This window comes from Caulobacter sp. 10L414 (assembly GCF_056395525.1).
In genome coordinates this window covers 81,170-100,577 of sequence record NZ_JBFTJR010000003.1, presented here as the reverse complement: position 1 = coordinate 100,577, position 19,408 = coordinate 81,170, and the positions used below count along the sequence as shown (strand labels likewise).

The 19,408-nt window shown below is 69.6% G+C and carries 16 protein-coding genes; 7 read left to right on the top strand and 9 right to left on the bottom strand.

Translation table 11 applies throughout. The features are described 5' to 3' along the window. Positions 1-54 precede the first annotated feature (54 nt). Entirely contained in the window at positions 55-1,476 is a 1,422-nt protein-coding gene (gene gltX, locus AC1DCG_RS01955; RefSeq protein WP_477028061.1) for a glutamate--tRNA ligase, read from the bottom strand. A 178-nt stretch (positions 1,477-1,654) separates the two neighbouring features. Between gltX and AC1DCG_RS01950 the strand changes: the two genes are divergently transcribed. Beyond that, the gene (locus AC1DCG_RS01950; protein WP_477036637.1) at positions 1,655-3,715 is read left to right on the top strand and encodes a ComEC/Rec2 family competence protein; all 2,061 of its coding nucleotides are present in this window, start codon (positions 1,655-1,657) and stop codon (positions 3,713-3,715) included. 55 nt (positions 3,716-3,770) lie between these two features. Further along, a complete protein-coding gene (locus AC1DCG_RS01945; RefSeq protein ID WP_477028063.1) occupies positions 3,771-4,517 on the top strand; it encodes an isocitrate lyase/PEP mutase family protein in 747 nt (248 codons plus the stop codon). A gap of 180 nt (positions 4,518-4,697) precedes the next feature. Here the strand turns inward: AC1DCG_RS01945 and AC1DCG_RS01940 are convergent, their stop codons facing one another. The 5 genes from AC1DCG_RS01940 to AC1DCG_RS01920 form a co-directional block, all read right to left on the bottom strand. Continuing rightward, complete coding sequence (locus tag AC1DCG_RS01940) at positions 4,698-5,630, bottom strand: family 43 glycosylhydrolase (protein WP_477036636.1); 933 nt, start codon at positions 5,628-5,630, stop codon at positions 4,698-4,700. Between the two features lie 214 nt (positions 5,631-5,844). After that, positions 5,845-6,552: a transcriptional repressor LexA gene (gene lexA / locus AC1DCG_RS01935; protein WP_165255603.1), complete on the bottom strand. Its 708-nt coding sequence runs from the start codon at positions 6,550-6,552 to the stop codon at positions 5,845-5,847. A 390-nt stretch (positions 6,553-6,942) separates the two neighbouring features. Next, entirely contained in the window at positions 6,943-7,731 is a 789-nt protein-coding gene (trpC, locus tag AC1DCG_RS01930; RefSeq protein WP_477036635.1) for an indole-3-glycerol phosphate synthase TrpC, read from the bottom strand. Further along, positions 7,728-8,756, bottom strand: coding sequence for an anthranilate phosphoribosyltransferase (gene trpD, locus AC1DCG_RS01925; RefSeq protein ID WP_477036634.1), 1,029 nt, complete (start codon positions 8,754-8,756; stop codon positions 7,728-7,730). The genes trpC and trpD overlap by 4 nt, the downstream gene beginning before the upstream one ends. 15 nt (positions 8,757-8,771) lie before the next feature. After that, complete coding sequence (locus AC1DCG_RS01920) at positions 8,772-9,368, bottom strand: anthranilate synthase component II (protein WP_101715437.1); 597 nt, start codon at positions 9,366-9,368, stop codon at positions 8,772-8,774. A gap of 149 nt (positions 9,369-9,517) precedes the next feature. On the opposite strand from AC1DCG_RS01920, the gene AC1DCG_RS01915 reads away from it, so the two are divergent. Together AC1DCG_RS01915 and AC1DCG_RS01910 are read left to right on the top strand one after the other, a co-directional pair. Next, on the top strand, positions 9,518-9,724 hold the full coding sequence (locus AC1DCG_RS01915; RefSeq protein ID WP_165255608.1) for a hypothetical protein: 207 nt from the start codon (positions 9,518-9,520) through the stop codon (positions 9,722-9,724). A gap of 105 nt (positions 9,725-9,829) precedes the next feature. Next, entirely contained in the window at positions 9,830-11,938 is a 2,109-nt protein-coding gene (locus AC1DCG_RS01910; RefSeq protein ID WP_477028067.1) for a multicopper oxidase family protein, read from the top strand. A gap of 57 nt (positions 11,939-11,995) precedes the next feature. On the opposite strand, the gene trpE is transcribed toward AC1DCG_RS01910, so the two are convergent. Both trpE and AC1DCG_RS01900 read right to left on the bottom strand, forming a co-directional pair. Then, positions 11,996-13,531, bottom strand: coding sequence for an anthranilate synthase component I (gene trpE, locus AC1DCG_RS01905; RefSeq protein ID WP_477036633.1), 1,536 nt, complete (start codon positions 13,529-13,531; stop codon positions 11,996-11,998). Then, positions 13,528-15,501 carry a peptidylprolyl isomerase gene (locus AC1DCG_RS01900; protein ID WP_477028069.1) on the bottom strand — a complete coding sequence of 658 codons (1,974 nt, stop codon included), beginning with the start codon at positions 15,499-15,501 and terminating at the stop codon, positions 13,528-13,530. Before AC1DCG_RS01900 ends, trpE begins: the two co-directional genes overlap by 4 nt. A 167-nt stretch (positions 15,502-15,668) precedes the next feature. Here AC1DCG_RS01900 and tpiA point away from each other — a divergent pair, with 167 nt between their 5' ends. Beyond that, the gene (gene tpiA / locus AC1DCG_RS01895) at positions 15,669-16,430 is read left to right on the top strand and encodes a triose-phosphate isomerase (protein WP_477028070.1); all 762 of its coding nucleotides are present in this window, start codon (positions 15,669-15,671) and stop codon (positions 16,428-16,430) included. Between the two features lie 91 nt (positions 16,431-16,521). On the opposite strand, the gene AC1DCG_RS01890 is transcribed toward tpiA, so the two are convergent. Beyond that, positions 16,522-17,037 (bottom strand): GNAT family N-acetyltransferase, encoded by a 516-nt coding sequence (locus AC1DCG_RS01890; RefSeq protein WP_477036632.1) that lies wholly within the window; start codon positions 17,035-17,037, stop codon positions 16,522-16,524. A gap of 159 nt (positions 17,038-17,196) precedes the next feature. Here AC1DCG_RS01890 and secG point away from each other — a divergent pair, with 159 nt between their 5' ends. Next, entirely contained in the window at positions 17,197-17,637 is a 441-nt protein-coding gene (gene secG, locus AC1DCG_RS01885) for a preprotein translocase subunit SecG (protein ID WP_477028072.1), read from the top strand. 77 nt (positions 17,638-17,714) lie between these two features. Continuing rightward, positions 17,715-19,367, top strand: a complete 1,653-nt coding sequence (locus AC1DCG_RS01880; RefSeq protein WP_165255619.1) for a CTP synthase — start codon at positions 17,715-17,717, stop codon at positions 19,365-19,367. The last annotated feature ends 41 nt before the right edge of the window (positions 19,368-19,408 follow it).

Below are 19,408 nucleotides of genomic sequence, written 5' to 3'. Positions count from 1 at the left end.
TCAATAGTGGTACGATCAGTCCAGTTTTCGCTTTCGCGGGTGCGTTATAGCGCCTCATGCGCGCGACGCCAGCGCATCGTCAAGCCGGCCGAGAGACTCCTCCCGTCCCAGGGCCGCCATGATCTTGTTCAGGTCAGGCGCCTGGGCCCCGCCGGTGAGGATTCCACGCAGCGGGGGACCGAACTTTCCAAAGCCGACGGCTTCGGATTCAGCAAACGATTTCAACAGCGCCTCGAGTTCCGCGACGCCCCACACCGGGGCGGCGGCGAGATGTTCACGAAGTCGTGCGAGGCGCGCGACCGTTTCCTCGGAAAGCTGCTTGGCGGTTTTTTCCTCGAGCGTCAGCGGGCGCACCTTCAGCGCGAAGGCCACGTGCTCGCCCAACTCCAGGATGGTTTTCGCGCCTTCCTTGACCTGCGGAACGGTCGAAGCGATGCGCGCCTCGGCGTCGGCCGGCAGGTCGGCTCCGGCGGCGGTCAGGGCCTTCAGGGTCAGCGCGGTCAGGCGCGCGTCGTCGGCTTGGCGAAGGTGCTGGCTGTTGATGAAGTTCAGCTTGGCCCAGTCCAGGCGGGCAGGGGCCTTGACCACGTCCTTGACGTCGAACCAGCTGATCGCCTGCTCGTCGTTGAACACCTCGTCGTCGCCGTGGCCCCAGCCCAGGCGCGCCAGGTAGTTGCGCAGGCCCTCGGGGATGTAGCCCATGTCGGCGAACTCGCCGACGGCTTGCGCCCCGTGACGCTTGGAAAGCTTGGCGCCGTCCGGGCCGTGAATCAGCGGGATGTGCGCGAACGACGGCACGGCCCACTCCATGGCCTGGTAGATCAGGCTCTGGCGCGCGGCGTTGTTCAGGTGGTCGTCGCCGCGGATGACGTGGGTCACGCCCATGTCGTGGTCGTCGACCACGACGGCCAGGTTGTAGGTCGGCGCGCCGTCGTTGCGCAGCAAGACGAGGTCGTCGAGCTCGATGTTGCGGAAGGTGACCGGGCCCTTGACCATGTCGTCGACCAGGGTCTCGCCTTCCAGCGGGCCCTTGAAGCGGATGACGTGCGGCGCGCTGGGATCGGCCGGCGGCGGGGCGTCGCGCCAGGGCGAGCGGATGGCGCGGCCTTCGGCGCGGGCCTTCTCGCGGGCGGCTTCCAGCTCTTCCACGGTCATCCAGCAGCGATAGGCGCGGCCCTTGGCCAGCAGCTCCTGCACCACTTCACGGTGACGGTCGGCGCGGCTGTACTGGAAGATCGGCTCTTCGTCCGACTTCAGGCCCAGCCAGTCCAGGCCCTCGAAGATCGCGGCCACGGCGGCGTCGGTCGAACGCTCGCGGTCGGTGTCCTCGACGCGAATAAGGAACTTCCCTCCCGTATGGCGTGCATATAACCAGTTGAACAGCGCCGTACGGGCGCCGCCGATATGCAGGAAGCCGGTCGGCGACGGGGCGAAGCGGGTGACGACGCCGCTGGGGGCGGGGGAGGAACTGGACATAGGCTTCGAAGCTGACGGTCTGGAGGCCGCGGGGGCGGCGGGAGGCTCGGCGGCTGCGCGCGACGCAGGCGCGGGCCGTTGGGCGGCGCGTCTTAGCACGGCCGTTCGAAGGTGTCCTAGTCCCGCAACCTTTGTCACACAACTGATCGACGAGGCGCGGCTCAACGCCGCCCGATGGATGTTGTGGAGCCCGGTGGCCTTCGCCCTGGGCGCGGCCGGCTATCTGCAGCTGAAGGCCGAGCCCAGCTGGTCGCTCCTGGCCCTCGTCGCCCTGGCGTTGGGCGTCCTGGCGGTCTGGAGCCGCGGCTGGACGCGCTGGAGCGGCCTGGTCGTTCCCTTGACCCTGCTGGCCTTCGCCGCCGCCGGCGCGCTGGCCGGCAAGATCCGCTGCGACCGGGTCGCCGGGCCGGTCATGCCGGTGGAGCGAGGCGTTCGCGTGGTCGACGGATTCGTCGTCGACGTGGTCTCGCCCGGCGCGGCGGGACCCCGCCTGCTGGTCGCGCCGGTGTCGATCTCGCGCCTGGCGCCGGGCGTCACTCCGGCGCGCATCCGGGTCAGCCTGCCCGAGGGGCAGGCGCCGCCGCCGCCGGGATCGGGCCTGCGCCAGCGCGCCATGCTGTCGGCGCCGCCGTCGCCGGCCGCGCCCGGATCCCACGACTTCGCCCGCGACGCCTGGTTCAACGGCGTCGGCGGGGTGGGCTTCACGGTGGGTGAGATCCAGGAGACGAGGCTGGATCCGCCGCCCTGGCGGCTGCGGCTGGCCATGGCGGTCAACGCCATGCGCTGGAGCCTGGCCTCGCGCATCGTCCAGCGCCTGGGGCCCGAAAGCGGCGGCATCGCCGCGGCCATGGTCACCGGCCACGAGGCCTGGGTCACGCCTGAGCAGACCGAGGCCATGCGCGCCTCGGGCCTGGCGCACATCCTGTCCATCTCCGGCCTGCACATGGCCATTGTCGGCGGCTTCGTGTTCGCGGCCGTGCGCCTTCTCGTGGCCGCCTGGCCGTGGGCGGCCCTGCGCTTTCCGGGCAAGAAGATCGCCGCCCTGGCCGGCCTCGCCGCCGTCGGGGCCTATCTGGTGATCTCCGGCGCCCCGCCGCCGGCCCTGCGCGCGGCGATCACGGCGGGCGTGGCGTTCCTGGCCATTCTCGCCGATCGCCAGGCCGTCAGCCTGCACGGCCTGGCGCTGGCGGCGCTGATCATTCTCGTGGCCCAGCCCGAGCAGGCGGGCGCGGCCGGCTTCCAGATGTCGTTCTCCGCCACCGCCGCCCTGGTCGCCCTCGCGGAAGCCTGGCCCCGCCAGCCGCGCGAAATCTCGGTGCCCTGGCCGATCCGTTTTGCGCAGGCCGCCCTGGCCTGGCTGGCGATCAGCGTCGGCGCCAGCTTCGTGGCGGGCCTGGCCACCGGTCCCTTCGCCATGCAGCACTTCAACCGCGTGGCCATCTGGGGCCTGCCGGCCAACCTGGTGGTCTCGCCGCTGTCGTCCTTCGTCATCATGCCGTTCCTGGCTGTGGGCGCGGCGCTGGAGCCGATGGGCCTGGGCGGACCGTTCCTGACCGTGGCCGGCTGGGGCATCGAGGCCATGACCGCCGTCGCCCGCTGGTTCGCCAGCGCCCACGGCGCCCAGCAGACCGTGGCCAGCGCGCCGGGCTTCACCCTGGCGCTGTCGTTCCTGGGCGTCATGCTGCTGTGCCTCTGGAAGGGAAGGCTGCGCTGGCTGGGCGTTCCGCTGTTCCTGGCGGTGGCCCTGTGGCCGCGTCCGGCGCCGCCCGATCTGTGGATCGCCGCCGACGGAACCACGGCCGTCGCGCGCCGGGGCGGGCAGGCGGTGCTGCTGCGTCCGGACGCCCGCCGGTTCGGCGCCGAACTCTGGGCCCGCCGGCGCGGCCTGGCGTCCGTCGACGGCGGCGGCTTTACCTGCGACCGCGCTTCGTGCCGGCCTGGGCAGGGCGCGCCGGTCGCCGTCAGCCTGTCCTGGACCCGCCGCGCGCCCGACTTCGACGCCCTGCAGCGCCTGTGCTCGGGCGCGGAGGTGGTCGTGCTGCGGGGCGCCAGGCCCGCCGTCCTGCCGACCGCCTGCCGCGAGGCCGTCGTGCTGGCGGCCGAGGATTTCGCCGTCGGCGGCGCGGCCGAACTCTGGCGCAGGCGCGACGGCTGGTGGATCGTGTGGACCGCGCCCGGCCGCGGCAGGCGTCCCTGGACGCAGGCTGCTGACACGAATGCGCAAGAACCGGGCGGATGATGCCGCGCCGCCGCGGCTATCTGCCGGCGACGACTCGCTTGGAGAGCCAGGACCTATGACCAACGCCACCTTCGCCGCCCGCCGCGCCGCCTTTCGCGCCCTGCATCAGGACGGCTTCTTCGTGCTGCCCAACCCGTGGGACGCCGGCGGCGCCGTGCGCCTGCAGAAGCTGGGCTTCGCCGCCCTGGCCTCGACCAGCGCCGGCATGGCCTGGTCCTGGGGCCGCGCCGACGGGCAGGTCAGCGTAGACGAGGTGATCGAGCATCTGGCCCTGCTGGTCGCCGCCACCGACCTGCCGGTCAACGCCGACTTCGAGGCCGGTTTCGCCGACACGGCCGAGGGCGTGGCCGCCAATGTCGTCCGCGCCATCGAGACCGGGATCGCCGGCCTTTCCATCGAGGATCGGGTGGGGACGGACCTTTATCCCATCGACACCGCCGTGCAGCGCCTGGCGGCCGCCCGTGCGGCCATCGACGCCTCGGGCCAGGACGTCATGCTGGTGGGCCGCACCGAGGGTTTCCTGATCGGCCGCGACGACCTGGCGCCGACCATCGAGCGCCTCGTGGCCTATTCCGAAGCCGGCGCCGACTGCCTCTATGCGCCGGGCGTGACGCGATATGACGACATCGCCGCCATCGTCGCGGCCGTCGCTCCCAAGCCGGTCAACGTGCTGCTGTGGGGACCCGACATGAAGGTCGCCGACCTGCCGGGCCTGGGCGTTCGCCGCGCCAGCACCGGCGCGGCCCTGGCCGCGGCCGCCTGGAGCCGCTTCGAGGCGGCGGCCAAGGATCTGATCCTCTAGGGCGTATCGAAATTCAGCAACTTCGTTCCTTTTCACCGAGCATCCCCGCGAAGGCGGGGATCCAAGCTGCGTTTCGGGAGAAGGCGCGGCCGTGAGCGATCCGCAGACTCCGCTTGGATCCCCGCCTTCGCGGGGAAAGACGGATTTTGGGGACGGGGGTCGGGTGAACGTCGATCCGTTCTAGGGAACGGGCGGCCGTTTGATCGGCAGGATTGATCCGTCCGGGCCATAGCTCAGCGGCGCCAGGGTGATCGAGCGTCGATGGTCGCCGCCGCCGGACAGCAGCTTGTCGTGATAGAAGAACCACCACCGGCCGTCGCGCTCGATGATGGCCTGGTGGTTGGTCGAGATCGGCAGGTAGTCGAGGATCACCCCGCGATAGGCGTACGGCCCCATCGGCGACCTGGCGGTCGCATAGACGATCTGGCCCGGCCAGCCGGTCGAGAAGCTGAAATAATAGAGGCCGTCGCGCTTATGCAGGAACGGCGCCTCGCCGTACTTCTTCTTCGGGTCGTCGGCCGGATAGCCGGTGACCACGAGGTTTTCGATCGGCCCGGCCAGCGAGGCCATGTCGGCGCCCAGCCGGACGATCTTGGGCACGCGGGTGCCGAACAGCATGTAGGCTTGGCCGTCGTCGTCGATCAGCACCTGCGGGTCGATCGGCTCGTCGCCGGCGTTGGCGTCGCGGGCCTTGTCGACCAGCGGCGCGCCGATGGCGTCCTTGAACGGACCCTGCGGCCGGTCGGCCACGGCCACCCCGATCTTGTCGCCGCCGACCGGGGCGAAGAAGTAGTACTTGCCGCCGCGCTCGACCGCGCCCGGCGCCCAGGCCTTGGCGTCGGGTCTGGCCCACTTGAACACGGTCACGTCGAGGAACGCGCCGTCGTCGCTCCAGGTCTTCAGGTCGCTGGAGCTGTAGAGCCTCCAGGACGTCGAGTCCCAGTACTTGCCCGAATTCGAGGCGTCGTCGGTGGCGTAGACATAGACCTTGTCGCCGAACACGTGCGACGAGGGATCGGCGCTGAACCGCTGGTTGATCGGCTGGGCGGAGGCGTTCAGGCCGAGCGCAAGGCAGAGCGCCGCGCTGAGGGACGCGATGGGCGCGTGGGACATGGTTGCTCCTCCGATCGACCGATGGGGCGGCGCGTCATGAACAGCGCGCCGCAAGGCCTTGGGCCTGGAGTAGCAGCTTCGATTAACTCAGACAAATATGCGTTCAGGTCGCGTTCGACCTAGCCACGGCCTTGAGGCCCGCGCCAGACGCAAGAAGGGCGCGGGCGTCCCTCGACACCCGCGCCCCGCGCATCTTGCCGGCCGGTGGCCCGCGTCAGTGGTAGCGGCGGATCAGGCCCACCAGCTTGCCCTGCACCTCGACCTGATCGGGGCCGAAGATGCGGGTCTCGTACTTGGGATTGGCAGCTTCCAGTGCGATCGAGCCGCCCTTCTTGCGCAGGCGCTTGAGCGTGGCTTCCTCGCCCACCAAAGCTACGACGATCTCGCCGCTGTTGGCGGTGTCGCCCTTGCGGATGATCACGTAGTCGCCGTCCAGGATGCCGGCCTCGATCATCGAGTCGCCCTGCACCTCGAGGACGTAGTGTTCGCCGCCGCCCAGCATGGTCTCGGGCACCGGCAGGCGGTCGCGCTCGTGCTGGATGGCGTCGATCGGCGTGCCGGCGGCGATGCGGCCCAGGATCGGCAGCTCGCGGCTGGTGTCGGAAACCGGCGGAAGCGGGGCGGGCGCCGACGGCGCCGGGCCGCCGCCTTCCAGCACCTGCGGACGGAACGCGCCGCGGCCCTTGGGCGGAGCGGCCGTGGTGGCCTGCTGCGGCAGCTTGACCACCTCCAGCGCCCGGGCCCGGTGAGCCAGGCGACGGATGAAGCCGCGCTCTTCCAGCGCCGTGATCAGCCGGTGGATGCCCGACTTCGACGCCAGGTCCAGGGCCTCCTTCATCTCGTCGAAGGAGGGGGAGACGCCGGTCTCCTTGATCCGTTCGTGGATGAACATCAGCAGCTCGTGCTGCTTGCGGGTGAGCATGACGGCCTCGCAAGTCGTCGCGGAACAAACCGCAAACCTTTCGAATGTTCTCTAGGTGTTCTTGGTTAAGGTCAAGTGAATTGCAGCGATCGGCGTTCTTTGAAATCGTGATCGAGACCGATGTCAGCTATTGCCGGCTAAGTCGCTGATTTTAAGTCGGTATGCCGAGCGCTCTTCAGGCGCTGGAGCCCGCCGCGAACGCGTCCCAGGGTGCGGATTTCGCCTGGGTCGCGCGCCGCCCAGCCGGTCATGGTCGCGGGAAAATGCCCGGCCAAGCGCCGATTCCCGGCGCCCGGGCGCCGATTCTACAGCCGCTGGAACGACCGATTCTGCTTTCTCCGCGATGGCAGGGATGTTCGGCTGCTGGATCGCCAGGAATGGCGAAGGCCGTTACCCGATCAGCTCGCGCGTCGCGGCGGTCACGTCGGCCTGGCGCATCAGGCTTTCGCCCACCAGCATGGCCTTGGCGCCGGTCGCTTCCATCCGCACGACGTCGGCGTGGGTGAAGAGGCCGCTTTCGGTGACCAGCAGCGAGCCCTGCGGCGCGAGCTTCGACAGCCGCTCGGTCACCGTCAGGTCGACGACGAAGCTCTTGAGGTCGCGGTTGTTGACGCCGAACAGCGTGGCGCCCAGCTTCCCGGCGCGCTCGGTCTCGGCCTCGTCGTGCACCTCGACCAGGGCGTCCATGCCAAGGCGCTGCGCCTCGGCCATCAGCTCGCCGGCCAGCGTGTCGTCGATCATCGCCAGGATCACCAGTATGGCGTCGGCGCCCAGGGCGCGGCTCTCGGCCACCTGCCAGGGATCGACCAGGAAGTCCTTGCGGATGCAGGGCAGGGCGGTCGCCGCCCGGGCGGCCACGAGGTAGTCGTCGGCGCCCTGGAAGCTGGGGCCGTCCGTCAGCACGGAGAGACAGGCTGCGCCGCCGTCCTCATAGGCCTTGGCGAGCGCTGGTGGATCGAAGTCGGCGCGGATCAGGCCCTTCGAAGGCGAGGCTTTCTTGATCTCGGCGATCAGGGAGAGCTTGCCCGGCGCGTGCTTGGCCTCCAGAGCCGCCTTGAAGCCGCGCGGCGCCGAAGCGGTCTTGGCGGCGGCTTCGACGTCGGCCTGCGAGCGCACGGCCTTCCGGCCGGCGACGTCCTCGCGCTTGTAGTCGGCGATCTTGGCGAGAATGTCGGTCATGCGGGCTGAACTTCGGAATTGGTGGCGGCCACCAGGCCGGCGAGGGCGGCCTTGGCGCGGCCGTCGTCGAGCACGGCGCCGGCCAGTTCCACGCCCTCGCGCAGGGTCTCGACCTTGTCGGCCACCAGGAAGGCGGCGGCGGCGTTGAGCAGCACGATCTCGCGATAGGCGCCGGTCTCGCCGTCGAGCAGGCGGGTCAGGGCCGCGGCGTTGAAGGCGGGATCGCCGCCGGTGATCTCGGCGAGCGAGGCGCGCTGCAGGCCCACGGCCTCGGGCGTGATGGTGAAGAGGCGCATCGCCCCTTCGCGCCATTCGGCCACCTCGGTCTCGCCGGTGATGGTCAGCTCGTCCATGCCGCCGCCGTGCACCGACCAGGCGCGTTCGGCGCCCAGGGCTCCCAGGGCGCGGGCGATCGGCTCGACGAAGCGCGGGGCCGAAACGCCCACGACCTGACGCTTGGCGCCGGCCGGATTGGTCAGCGGGCCGAGCAGGTTGAAGATGGTGCGGAAACCCAGCTGCTGGCGGATCGGCGCCACGTGCTTCATCGCGCCGTGGTGCGACTGGGCGAACAGGAAGCAGATGCCGGCGCTGTCCAGCGCGGCGCGCTGCTGGGCGAGATTGGCGTCGATATTGACCCCAAGGGCCGCCAGGACGTCGGCGGTGCCCGACTTGGAGGTCACCGCGCGGTTGCCGTGCTTGGCCACCTTCAGCCCGCCGCCGGCGGCGACGAATCCCACGGCGGTGGAGATGTTCAGGGTGTGCAGGCCATCGCCGCCGGTGCCGCAGACGTCGACCACGTCGTACGGATGCTCCAGGTGCACGGCCGCGCGGCGCATGGCGCGGGCGCAGGCGGCGATCTCGCCCACGGTTTCGCCGCGCAGGCGCATGGCGGTCACCGCCGCGGCCACCTGGGCCGGGGTCGGCTCGCCGCGCAGGCAGGCGCTGAAGAAGACTTCGGCGTCGTCTTCGGAAAGGGTCTGGCCGTCGGCCAGCTTGGCCAGCAGCGGCTTGAAAGCGTCTGACATGTTTTCAGCCCCGCCCTAGACCCAGATCTGGGCGTCGCGGCGCACGCCGGCCAGGTCGAGGAAGTTGGCCAACAGCTGGTGGCCGCCCTCGGTGGCGATGGATTCGGGGTGGAACTGCACGCCGTGGACGGGGCGGGTCTTGTGCTGCACGCCCATGATCTCGCCGTCGGCGGTCCAGGCGGTGACTTCCAGCTCGGCCGGCAGGTTCTCGCGGCGCACGGCCAGGCTGTGATAGCGCGTGGCGGTGAACGGGTCGGGCAGGTCCTTGAAGATGCCCTTGTTGGCGTGGCGGATCGGGCTGGTCTTGCCGTGCATGACCTCCTTGGCCCGGATCACCTCGCCGCCGTAGGCCTGCCCAATGGCCTGGTGGCCAAGGCACACGCCCAGGATCGCCAGGTCGTCGGGAGCGCCGCGCAGCAGCGGCAGGCAGATGCCGGCTTGGTCGGGGGCTTTCGGGCCTGGCGACAGCAGCACGGCCTGCGGCTTCAGCCCCAGGGCCTCCTGCACCGTCAGGTCGTCGTTGCGATGGACGACCGTCTCGGCCCCCAGCTCGTTCAGGTAATGAACGAGGTTGTAGGTGAAGCTGTCGTAGTTATCGATGACCAGGATCATGACGCCGCCTTTCGAGCCTCGCTTCTAGTCCGGTCGGGGGCGGCGCGTCATCCCTTTACGGAAAGAGTTTTTCTGCGAAAGCGACCAGCGGCGAAGCGCCGCGTCGCCGATCCGTTGCCACCGCAGCGGGAAGAGGCGAAATTTCCCGTATGTCCGTCGCTGATTCCGCCATCGACACCGCCGCCATCGCCTACGCCCGTGCGCTGCTGCGCGCGCCGCGCCGGCGCCAGAAGATGCTACCGGTGCTGCTGGCGGCCGCCTTCGCCGCCGTGGCCGCTGTCAGCTTCGCGACGGTCATGGTGCTGGCCCCGCCGCTGACGACCCAGCATCTGCCCAAGGAGCGCCTGGGCGACTGATCTGCCTCGCCGCCCCAAAATGAGTTCCTAGGGTTGTGAATTCAACTTGAACGACTCTGGCGACGCTCTCACCCTCCGGCGTTTTTCAAACGCACGGGGGCATCCATGCGACGACTGCAACTCCTGGGGGGAGCCGCGCTCGCCCTGACCCTGGCCGCGGGGGCGGCCCTGGCGCAGCAGGCGCCGGTTTCCGATCCGCCCATCCTCACCACCGTCGCGCCCGGCGAGGCCGCCCCGAGCGCGCCGCTGAGGCTGTTCGGCGCCGTGCCGGCCCCGCCGCCCAAGGGCGACGAAGTGCGGGCCGATCTCGACATCCTCCTGCTGAAGTCGCGGATCTGGAATCCCAACAGCGGCAAGGAACTGGGCAAGGGCAAGTACGAGGGCGCCTACGACACCGTCGAGCTGCGCGCCTATCAGGACCGGCTGCATCCGGCCAAGCCCGACCAGCTCTACGTGGCGCCGGCCCTGGTCTCGCGCCCGGGCCAGACCGTGCGGGTCAAGATCCGCAACCTGCTGCCGCCCGAGGACAAGTGCCCCGGCCATCCGCAGGACATCAACGAGCCGCACTGCTTCAACACCACCAACCTGCACAGCCACGGCCTGTGGGTCAGCCCGGCGGGCATCAGCGACAACGTGCTGCGCCAGCTGCCGCCCAATCGCGACTTCACCTACGAGTACGAATACAACATCCCCGGCGATCATCCGGCGGGCACCTTCTGGTACCACCCCCACGTCCACGGCTCGACGGCGATCCAGGTGTCCAGCGGCCTGGCCGGGGCCCTGGTGATCAAGGGCGAGCGCCTGCCGCGCATCGACGACGAGGGCGCGGCCCCGGTGCGCAAGCTGGTGCCGGGCGACGTCGACGTGCTGCTGGCCAAGTCGCCCGACCACATTTTCGTGCTGCAGCAGATCCAGTACGTTTGTCGCGACGGCGAGGGCAAGGTGAAGGCCCGCACGGTCGAGGGAACGGCGCGGAAGAACTGGTACTGCGACGCCGGCGACACCGGCGTGCTCGACAGCTACGACTTCATCGGCGGCTCCAACTGGTCCAACTCGGGCCGGTTCACCACCGTCAACGGCGCCACGGTCGAGGCGCTTGAGCAGAAGGCGGTGGCCGGCGTGCCCGAACGTTGGCGCTTCATCCACGGCGGGGTTTCCGACACCGTGAAGGTCTCGATCCGCAAGCGGATCGGCACGGGGCCGCTGGAGGCCCTGCGCAAGGCCGGCGCCCTGTCGCAGGACGCCCTGATCGCCAGGGAATGCGCGCCCTCCAGCGAGGCCGTCTCGCAGTTCGAGATCGCCGCCGACGGCCTGACCCGGCAGAAGGTGCTGGAGCGCAAGGCCACCTTCCTGCAGCCGGGCTATCGCAGCGACCTGCTGGTCGACTTCAAGGAGCCGGGCGCCTACTGCGTCATCGACGAACTGATCAAGGTCGACCAGTCGGGCGTGGAGGGCAGCGCCGAGCGTCGCCAGCTGCTGTTCCTGGTCGAGGTCGCCCCCGGCGCCGCGCCGGTCCTGCCGCCGGCCGACGCGGTCAAGCAACTGCTGGTCAGCGCGGCCAAGGGGCTGGAGATCGAGGACGCCGCCCTCAAGCAGTCGATCGTCGAGGGCCTGGACAGGGACCTGTCGCTGGAGGCCTTCTCGCCCCATCGCAGCCTGCTGGCCGACACGATCGACAAGGAGCAGCCGCTGGTGTTCTCGCTGCGGGCGCCGTCGACGACGCCAGGCAACGGTCCAGGTCCCGGCCTCGGCCGCACGGACGCCACCGTCAGGCGGTTCGATCCCAACGACTTCTCGCGCACCCTGGTGCTGGGCGACACCGACCGCTGGACGCTGTCGGTCAAGGAAGGCGATCCCAAGGTCGGCCACCCGTTCCACATCCACGTCAATCCGTTCGAGGTGGAGACGGTGGTCAGCCGGGCCGGCGTCGACCTGACCAAGGACCCTAACTCGGAATATTTCGGCCTCACGGGCGTTTTCAAGGACACCCTGTTCGTCGAGCACGACGTGGTGGTGACCACGCGCAGCCACTACGCCCGCTACATCGGCGACTTCGTCCTGCACTGCCACATCCTCAACCACGAGGACAAAGGCATGATGGAGATGGTCCGCATCGCTGACCGCGGCCCCGACGGCAAGCCGATGGCGCTCGGTCACGGCCTGACCGATGTCGCGGGTCTCGAAGGCGCGGCGCGGCCGCACACCGGGCACTGAAACGCAGAAGGGGCGGCCGATGGGCCGCCCCTTCCTTTCTTCCGCAAAAGCCGCCGATCAGGCGAAGCGCCAGGCTTCCTCGGCGGCGCGCTTGAGGGCGCGGGACTTGTGCAGGGTCTCGTCGTACTCGGCGTCCGGGTCGCTGTCGGCCACCACGCCGCCGCCGGCCTGGACGTACATCATGCCGTCCTTGACCAGGGCCGTGCGCAGCACGATGCAGGTGTCCACCGAGCCGTCGGCGCCGATGTACCCCACCGCGCCGGCATAGCCGATGCCGCGCTTCTCGACTTCCAGCTCGTCGATGATCTCCATCGCCCGCACCTTGGGCGCGCCCGACAGCGTGCCGGCGGGCAGGGCGGCCATCAGCACGTCGACCGGATCGACGTTCGTGGGCGCGTCGCCCTCGACGTTCGAGACGATGTGCATCACGTGGCTGTAGCGCTCGATCGTGAAGCTGTCGGTCACGCGCACGTTGGCGTGCTTGCCCGGCTGGGGCGCCTTGTTGGAGCCTGACTGGCCCAGCATGGCCACGCGGCCCACGTCGTTGCGGCCCAGATCCAGCAGCATCAGGTGCTCGGACCGCTCCTTGGGATCGGCCAGCAGCTCCTTCTCCAGCGCCAGGTCTTCTTCGGGCGTGGCGCCGCGCGGACGGGTGCCGGCGATGGGGCGGATGGTGATCTTGCCGTCGCGCAGGCGCACCAGGATCTCGGGGCTGGAGCCCACCAGGTTGAAGCCGTCCATGTCGAGGAAGAACAGGAACGGCGAGGGGTTGGTGCGGCGCAGCGAGCGATAGAGGGCGAAGGCGTCCAGGCCGAAGGGGGCGCGGAAGCGGTGGCTGGGCACCACCTGGAAGATGTCGCCGGCCCGGATGTACTCCTTGGCCTTCTCGACGACTTCCCGATAGTCCTCGCGGCTGACCGGGGTGCTGAACTCCATCGGCCCCTGCGGGCTGCGGGGCGCGTCGTGGGCCAGCGGACGGCGCAGGTCGGCCATCACCGTCTCGATGCGCTCGCGGGCGGCCGCATAGGCGTCCTTGGCCGACACGCCGGGCGTCGGGCGCGCCGTCGTTGTCAGGACGATCTCCTGGGCGATAGCGTCGAACACGGCCACGATCGAGGGCCGCGTCATGATGCCGTCGGGCAGGCCCAGGGCGTCCGGATTGATGTCCGGCAGCTTCTCGACCAGGCGCACGGTGTCGTAGCCGAGCGCGCCGAAGATGCCCGCCGCCATCGGCGGCAGGCCGGCCGGCAGTTCCATCTTCGACTGGGCGATCAGGTCGCGCAGGCTGTCCAGGGCGCCGCCTTCCAGCGAGGCGAACCTGCCGGCGGCGATGTCGTCGCCACGGGCGATCTCGGCCTTGTCGCCGCGGCAGCGCCAGACGACGTCCGGCTTCATGGCCACGATGGAGTAGCGGCCGCGCCAGGCGCCGCCCTCGACGCTCTCGAACAGGAAGGCGTAGGGACGGCCGTGGCCGATCTTCAGATAGGCCGAGACCGGGGTCTCCAGGTCGTCGATCAGGCGCGTCCAGACCAGCTGCGGCAGGCCGGCGTCATAGCCGGCCGCGAAGGCGTCGAAGCCAGGCTCCAGGCTCATTGAGCCGAGGCCTTCTTGGCGGCGCCGCCCTTGGCCGCGCCGTCCTTCTCCGCCTGGGCCAGGGCCGCGGTGTCGACGCCGATGGCCTGGCGGGCCAGGTTCAGGTTCAGCTGCGGCTTCAGCTTGTCGCGGGCGGCCGCGCGGCCGGCCTGACCGATGTCGCGCATGTAGGCCATGCTGGTCTGCGGACGCATGCCCTCAGCGGCGCGGGCGATCTCGTTGGTGTCGCCCGGACGGATGGCGTCGATGCGGCCGACCACGTAGCCGACCTGCGGGGCGCGGGCGGCGAAGACCTGGCCGGGCTTGGCGTCGAACGAGGCGACCAGCAGGTCGCGGCCCAGGGCCTGGTGCTGCTGGGCGTTCTCGCGCGACAGGCCCGCGACCTTGATGACCTTGGCGTTGGCCGAGGCGGCGACGGCTTCCATCGATTCGCCCTTGCGGACGCGGGCGGCCAGTTCGTCGGCCTTGGCCTTCAGGCGCTTGACCAGCTCGTTGATCATCCACTGCTGGGTCAGCGGCTGCTTGACCTCGGCCAGCGGGGGCAGGGCGGCCTTGTTCACCTTCTCGACGCGGACGGCGAAGTACTCACCCTTGCCGGCTTCGATCAGGTCGCTCTCGCCGCCTGCGGGCAGCGCGAAGGCGGCCTTAAGCACGTCCGGGGTCAGGCCCGCCGCGGGTTGCCCGCCGAGGTCCGTGCCCTGGGCGGTCAGCGGGGCGGTCGTGACGACCAGGGCGCCGGCCTTGCCGGCGGCGTCGACGACGTTGGCGCCGGCGTCGCGGGCGTCCTGGAAGGTCTGGGTCTGGTCATAGGCCTTGGACTGGGCGGCCTGCACGCGCAGGTCGGCCTCGATCTGCGGGCGGGCGGCTTCCAGCGAAGCGGCCTTGGCGGCGGTGATCTTCAGCACCTTGATGACCGACTGGCCCAGTTCGCCGGCGATCGGCGCGCTGACCTGGCCTTCGCCGAGGCCGAAGGCGGCGTCGGCCACCTTGCGGTCGGGCAGGGCGGTCTTGGGCTTGTCGAGGATCATCACCGGCTGCTTGCCGTAGGCCTTGGCCACGTCGGCCGGGGCCTCGCCCTTGCGCAGGCGCTCGGCGATGGCGGCGGCGGCCTTGGCGTCGGGCGCCACGATCTGCACCAGCGAGCGGGTTTCCGGCTGGGCCAGGGTGTCCTTGCGGAAGTCGAAGGTCTTCTGCACCTCGGCCGGGTCGACGCTGACCGAGGGCTCCAGGGCCTTGGCGCTGAAGCGCACGACCGACAGGACGCGGGTCTCGGGCAGGGTCAGGCGGGCGGCGTTCTCGGTCATGAACGCCTGCAGCTGGGCGTCGGTCGGCGCGGCCGGCTGGGCGACGCTGGTCGGGTTGATGGCGAAGGCCGACAGGTCGCGGCTCTCATAGCCGTACACCGCCTGCAGCGCCGAATAGATGCGCGGGGTGCGCAGGCCGTTGGCGACGCTGGCGTAGAACTGCGACTGGGCGATCTCGTCGCGCAGCGAGGCCTCGTAGGTGGCCGGGGTCAGGTTGTTCTGCGCCAGCAGGGCCTGGTACATCTGCTTGTCGAACTTGCCGGTCACCGGGTCGAACGGGCGGGTGCCGGGCGGCAGCTGGCTCAGTTGCTTGTGCAGCACTTCGCCGACCAGGGCTTCGGACGGGCGCACGCCCATCTTCCTGATCAGCTCGGCCATCGATTCCTGCAGCGCCAGTTCCTGCAGCATGCCGCGGTCGACGCCGCGCTGGACGGCTTCGTCCGGCGTCAGGCTCTGGCCCTGCTGTTGCAGCTGGTTGCGATAGTTGTCGAAGCGCGCCTTGAAGTCGTCGGGCGTGACCGAGCGCGAGCCGACGACGATCACCTTGCTGCTGCTGGGCTGCTTGAAGACGTCGCTGATCCCGAAAACGGCGAAGCTGACGATCAGCAGGCCGAAGAGGACGATCGCGAAGGGCGATTTGGCGAAAGAGCGAAAGCCGGCGAGCATGACGTGTGTGACTACCTTCTTCGATTCCGCCCAATTGCGTGCGCGTGAGCGACCGCCTTGGGGCGACGCATCCGATGCGAGCAAGCGGGTATAGTAGAGGCCAAGGTGCGTGAGCAAGCCGAAGCGGACTTGACTTACCAAGGGAGCGCGTCCCCAAAGCCAACCTCATGACCGTTTCTCTTACGACGCCCCGGCCGTTGATCGCCGGGAACTGGAAGATGTTCGGCCTTGAGGCCTCGCTGGACGAGGCCAGAGCCGTGGCCGCCGCGGTGGCGCAATCCCCGCCCGCGGCGCGTGTCGCCATCTGTCCGCCCGCCACCTTGCTGCACCGCATGTCCGAGGCGCTCTCGGGCGAGTCGGTGATCGTCGGCGGCCAGGACTGCCATGCGGCGCCGCAAGGGGCCTACACCGGCGACATCTCGGCCCCCATGCTGGCTGACGCCGGCGCGACCCTGGTGATTCTCGGCCACTCCGAGCGCCGCGGCAGCTACGACGAGACCTGCGAGGAAGTGTCGGCCAAGGTTCTGGCCGCGCTGGCCGCCGGGCTGGAGCCGGTGATCTGCCTTGGCGAGACGCTGGCCCAGCGCGAAGCCGGCCAGGCCGAGCCCATCGTCACCGGCCAGGCCCGCAACTCCTTGCCCGACGAACTGGCCGGCCAGGCCTTCGCCGTCGCCTATGAGCCCGTCTGGGCCATCGGCACGGGCCTGACCCCCACCATCGCCGACATCGGCGCCATCCACGCGGCCATCCGCGCCGTGCTGGTCGAGCGCTTCGGCGACCACGGCGCGACCGTGCCGATTCTCTATGGCGGCTCGGTGAAGCCCGACAACGCCGCCGAGATCCTGGCCACGCCCGAAGTCGGCGGCGCCCTGGTCGGCGGCGCCTCGCTGAAGGCCAAGGACTTCCTGGCCATCATCGCGGCGGCTTGATCGGGCGGCCCTCCTTGGCACGGGGGCGAGGAACCTCCCCCCTCTGGGGGAGGTGACCCAAAGGGCCGGAGGGGCCCGCAGCCGGCGCGCCTCAGAGCTCCAGGTCGAACAGCCTGCCGTCGCGGCGTTCGCCGTCGCGGTCGACCTGGCCCTTGAGATAGGCCGCGCCCTTGAAGCCCAGGCGCTCCAGAAGCCTCTCGGCGCGGGCGTCGCCCACCTGGGTTCGGGCGATGACGTGCTTGAGGTCGCTGGCGGCGGCGTGGGCGAGGAGGGCGGTGACCGCCTCGTGGGCGTAGCCCCGGCCCCAGCTCTCGCGGGCCACGATGAAGCGCAGTTCGGCCCGATGGCGGCGCTCGTCGATCTCGACGAACTCACAGGCGCCGACGAAGTCGCCCGTCGCGGACAGCCGGATGGTCCAGTACAGCGCCGCGCCGGCCTGCATGTCCTCGATCTGGCCGACGACGCAGGCGGCGACCTCGTCCGGATCCTCCAGCGGCGCGCGGTCCCAGTGGGCCATCAGTTCCGGGTCGCTGAGGAACGGATAGATGAGCGGAGCGTCTTCGGCGACCAGGGGCTTGAGCGTCAGGCGTTCGGTCTCGAGAATCATGCGCGCCCTGGAACCTGGAGTTTGCGGAACTGGAGTTGGAGAACTTGAGTTGGCCGGCCGTCGCCCCACCTATGGCGTGCGCGCGCCGGTAGTGGTAGAGGGGCCGCTTCGTTTTTCACAGTCGGTTCGCCGGCTGCCCGGATCGAGAACTGTTTCGTCATGCTCATCGGCATCCTGCTGGCCATCAACATCATCGTCTGTATCGCGCTGATCGGCTTCGTGCTGCTCCAGCGTTCGGAGGGCGGCGCCCTTGGCATGGGCGGCGGCGGCGCCGGCAGTTTCATGACCGCGCGCGGCGCGGGCGACTTCATGACCCGCATGACCTGGATCCTGTTTTCGGTGTTCCTGGTCATCAGCCTGGTCCTCACCGTCCTGACCGGCCGCATCGGCGGCGCCGACTCGGTGGTCGACAAGCTGAAGATCGACAATCTCGACACCAAGACCCTGAACGCGCCCGTCGCGCCCAGCGTCCCGGCTCCGGGTTCGGCCGTTCCGGCTCCCGGCTCGACCGCGCCGAGCGCCGTTCCGGCTCAGCAACTCAGCGTTCCGGCTCCGGCCGCCCCGGCTCCGGCCGCTCCGGCCCAGACCCCCGCCCAGTAAGGGCGGGGGAGCGAAACTTGTTTATGAACGTCGGTCTTTTCGCCGCGATCGCCGAATCGCGGGTAATCTGAGCGCCCATGACGCGGTACATCTTCATCACCGGCGGCGTGGTTTCCTCCCTTGGAAAAGGCCTCGCCTCCGCAGCGCTGGGCGCTCTCCTGCAGGCTCGTGGCTACACGGTTCGCCTGCGTAAGCTCGACCCCTATCTCAACGTCGATCCGGGCACCATGAGCCCGTATCAGCACGGCGAGGTGTTCGTCACCGACGACGGGGCCGAAACCGACCTGGATCTGGGGCACTACGAGCGCTTCACCGGCGTGTCGGCCAAGAAGGCCGACAACATCACGACCGGCCAGATCTACAAGACGATCATCGAGAAGGAACGCCGCGGCGACTATCTGGGCGCGACCGTCCAGGTGATCCCGCACGTCACCAACGAGATCAAGGACTTCGTCCTCTCGCCCGCCATGGACGAGACGGGCCAGAAGCCGGTCGACTTCGTGCTGGTCGAGATCGGCGGCACCGTCGGCGACATCGAGGGGCTGCCCTTCTTCGAGGCCATCCGCCAGCTGCGCCAGGACCTGCCGCGCGGCCAGAGCTGCTACGTGCACCTGACCCTGCTGCCGTTCATCAAGACGGCCGGCGAGATGAAGACCAAGCCGACCCAGCACTCGGTCAAGGAGCTGCGCTCCATCGGCATCCAGCCGGACATCCTGCTCTGCCGTTGCGAGCAGGAGATCCCGGTCGAGGAAAAGCGCAAGATCGCCCAGTTCTGCAACGTGCGCCCGAGCGCCGTGATCCAGGCCCTGGACAGCTCGTCGATCTACGCGGTGCCGATCGACTATCACAAGGAAGGCCTGGACGCCGAAGTGCTCGACGTCTTCGGCCTGCAAGACGCGCCCAAGCCCGACCTGTCGCGCTGGGAAGCCATCGACAACACCGTCCAGCATCCGGACGGCGAGGTCACGATCGCGGTCGTCGGCAAGTACACCGTGCTCAAGGACGCCTATAAGTCCTTGATCGAGGCCCTGCATCACGGCGGCCTGGCCAACAAGGTCAAGGTCAACCTGGACTGGGTCGAGAGCGAGACCTTCGAGGGCGACGAGGGCGCGGCCGCGGCCCGTCTCGAGAACGCCCACGCCATCATGGTGCCCGGCGGCTTCGGCGAACGCGGCGCCGAGGGCAAGATCCGGGCGGCCCAGTTCGCCCGCGAGCGCAAGGTGCCGTACTTCGGCATCTGCTTCGGCATGCAGATGGCCGTCATCGAGACCCTGCGCAACGTCGCGGGAATCACCGACGCCAGCTCCAGCGAGTTCGGTCCGACCGACCGTCCGGTCGTCGGCCTGATGACCGAATGGATCAAGGGCAACGAGATGGTCTCCCGCAAGGCCGGCGACGACCTGGGCGGCACCATGCGCCTGGGCGCCTACGACGCCGTGCTGCAGCAGGGCTCGAAGGTCGCCGAGATCTATGGCGGGACCGAGATCGTCGAGCGCCACCGTCACCGCTACGAGGTCAACATCGGCTACAGCCACAAGATGGAGGAGGCGGGTCTCAAGCTGACCGGTCGTTCTCCTGACGGCGTGCTGCCCGAGATCGTCGAGCGCGACGACCATCCGTGGTTCATCGGCGTCCAGTTCCACCCGGAACTGAAGAGCCGGCCGTTCGCTCCGCACCCCCTGTTCGCCAGCTTCATCGCGGCGGCCAAGGAGCATGGACGACTGGTCTGAACTGGCGAGTTGCATGTCTGGAGAGATTCAGGCATAAGCGC

Excerpts from the sequence above, each read along its gene's own strand:
- lexA (WP_165255603.1), bottom strand. The coding sequence starts at position 6,552 with ATGCTCACCCGCAAGCAGCACGAGCTGCTGATGTTCATCCACGAACGG.
- trpC (WP_477036635.1), bottom strand. The coding sequence starts at position 7,731 with ATGACCGACATTCTCGCCAAGATCGCCGACTACAAGCGCGAGGACGTC.
- AC1DCG_RS01920 (WP_101715437.1), bottom strand. The coding sequence starts at position 9,368 with ATGATCCTGGTCATCGATAACTACGACAGCTTCACCTACAACCTCGTT.
- AC1DCG_RS01940 (WP_477036636.1), bottom strand. The coding sequence starts at position 5,630 with ATGTCCCACGCGCCCATCGCGTCCCTCAGCGCGGCGCTCTGCCTTGCG.
- AC1DCG_RS01945 (WP_477028063.1), top strand. The coding sequence starts at position 3,771 with ATGACCAACGCCACCTTCGCCGCCCGCCGCGCCGCCTTTCGCGCCCTG.
- gltX (WP_477028061.1), bottom strand. The coding sequence starts at position 1,476 with ATGTCCAGTTCCTCCCCCGCCCCCAGCGGCGTCGTCACCCGCTTCGCC.
- AC1DCG_RS01915 (WP_165255608.1), top strand. The coding sequence starts at position 9,518 with ATGTCCGTCGCTGATTCCGCCATCGACACCGCCGCCATCGCCTACGCC.
- AC1DCG_RS01900 (WP_477028069.1), bottom strand. The coding sequence starts at position 15,501 with ATGCTCGCCGGCTTTCGCTCTTTCGCCAAATCGCCCTTCGCGATCGTC.
- tpiA (WP_477028070.1), top strand. The coding sequence starts at position 15,669 with ATGACCGTTTCTCTTACGACGCCCCGGCCGTTGATCGCCGGGAACTGG.
- AC1DCG_RS01950 (WP_477036637.1), top strand. The coding sequence starts at position 1,655 with ATGTTGTGGAGCCCGGTGGCCTTCGCCCTGGGCGCGGCCGGCTATCTG.
- trpE (WP_477036633.1), bottom strand. The coding sequence starts at position 13,531 with ATGAGCCTGGAGCCTGGCTTCGACGCCTTCGCGGCCGGCTATGACGCC.
- secG (WP_477028072.1), top strand. The coding sequence starts at position 17,197 with ATGCTCATCGGCATCCTGCTGGCCATCAACATCATCGTCTGTATCGCG.
- trpD (WP_477036634.1), bottom strand. The coding sequence starts at position 8,756 with ATGTCAGACGCTTTCAAGCCGCTGCTGGCCAAGCTGGCCGACGGCCAG.
- AC1DCG_RS01910 (WP_477028067.1), top strand. The coding sequence starts at position 9,830 with ATGCGACGACTGCAACTCCTGGGGGGAGCCGCGCTCGCCCTGACCCTG.
- AC1DCG_RS01880 (WP_165255619.1), top strand. The coding sequence starts at position 17,715 with ATGACGCGGTACATCTTCATCACCGGCGGCGTGGTTTCCTCCCTTGGA.
- AC1DCG_RS01890 (WP_477036632.1), bottom strand. The coding sequence starts at position 17,037 with ATGATTCTCGAGACCGAACGCCTGACGCTCAAGCCCCTGGTCGCCGAA.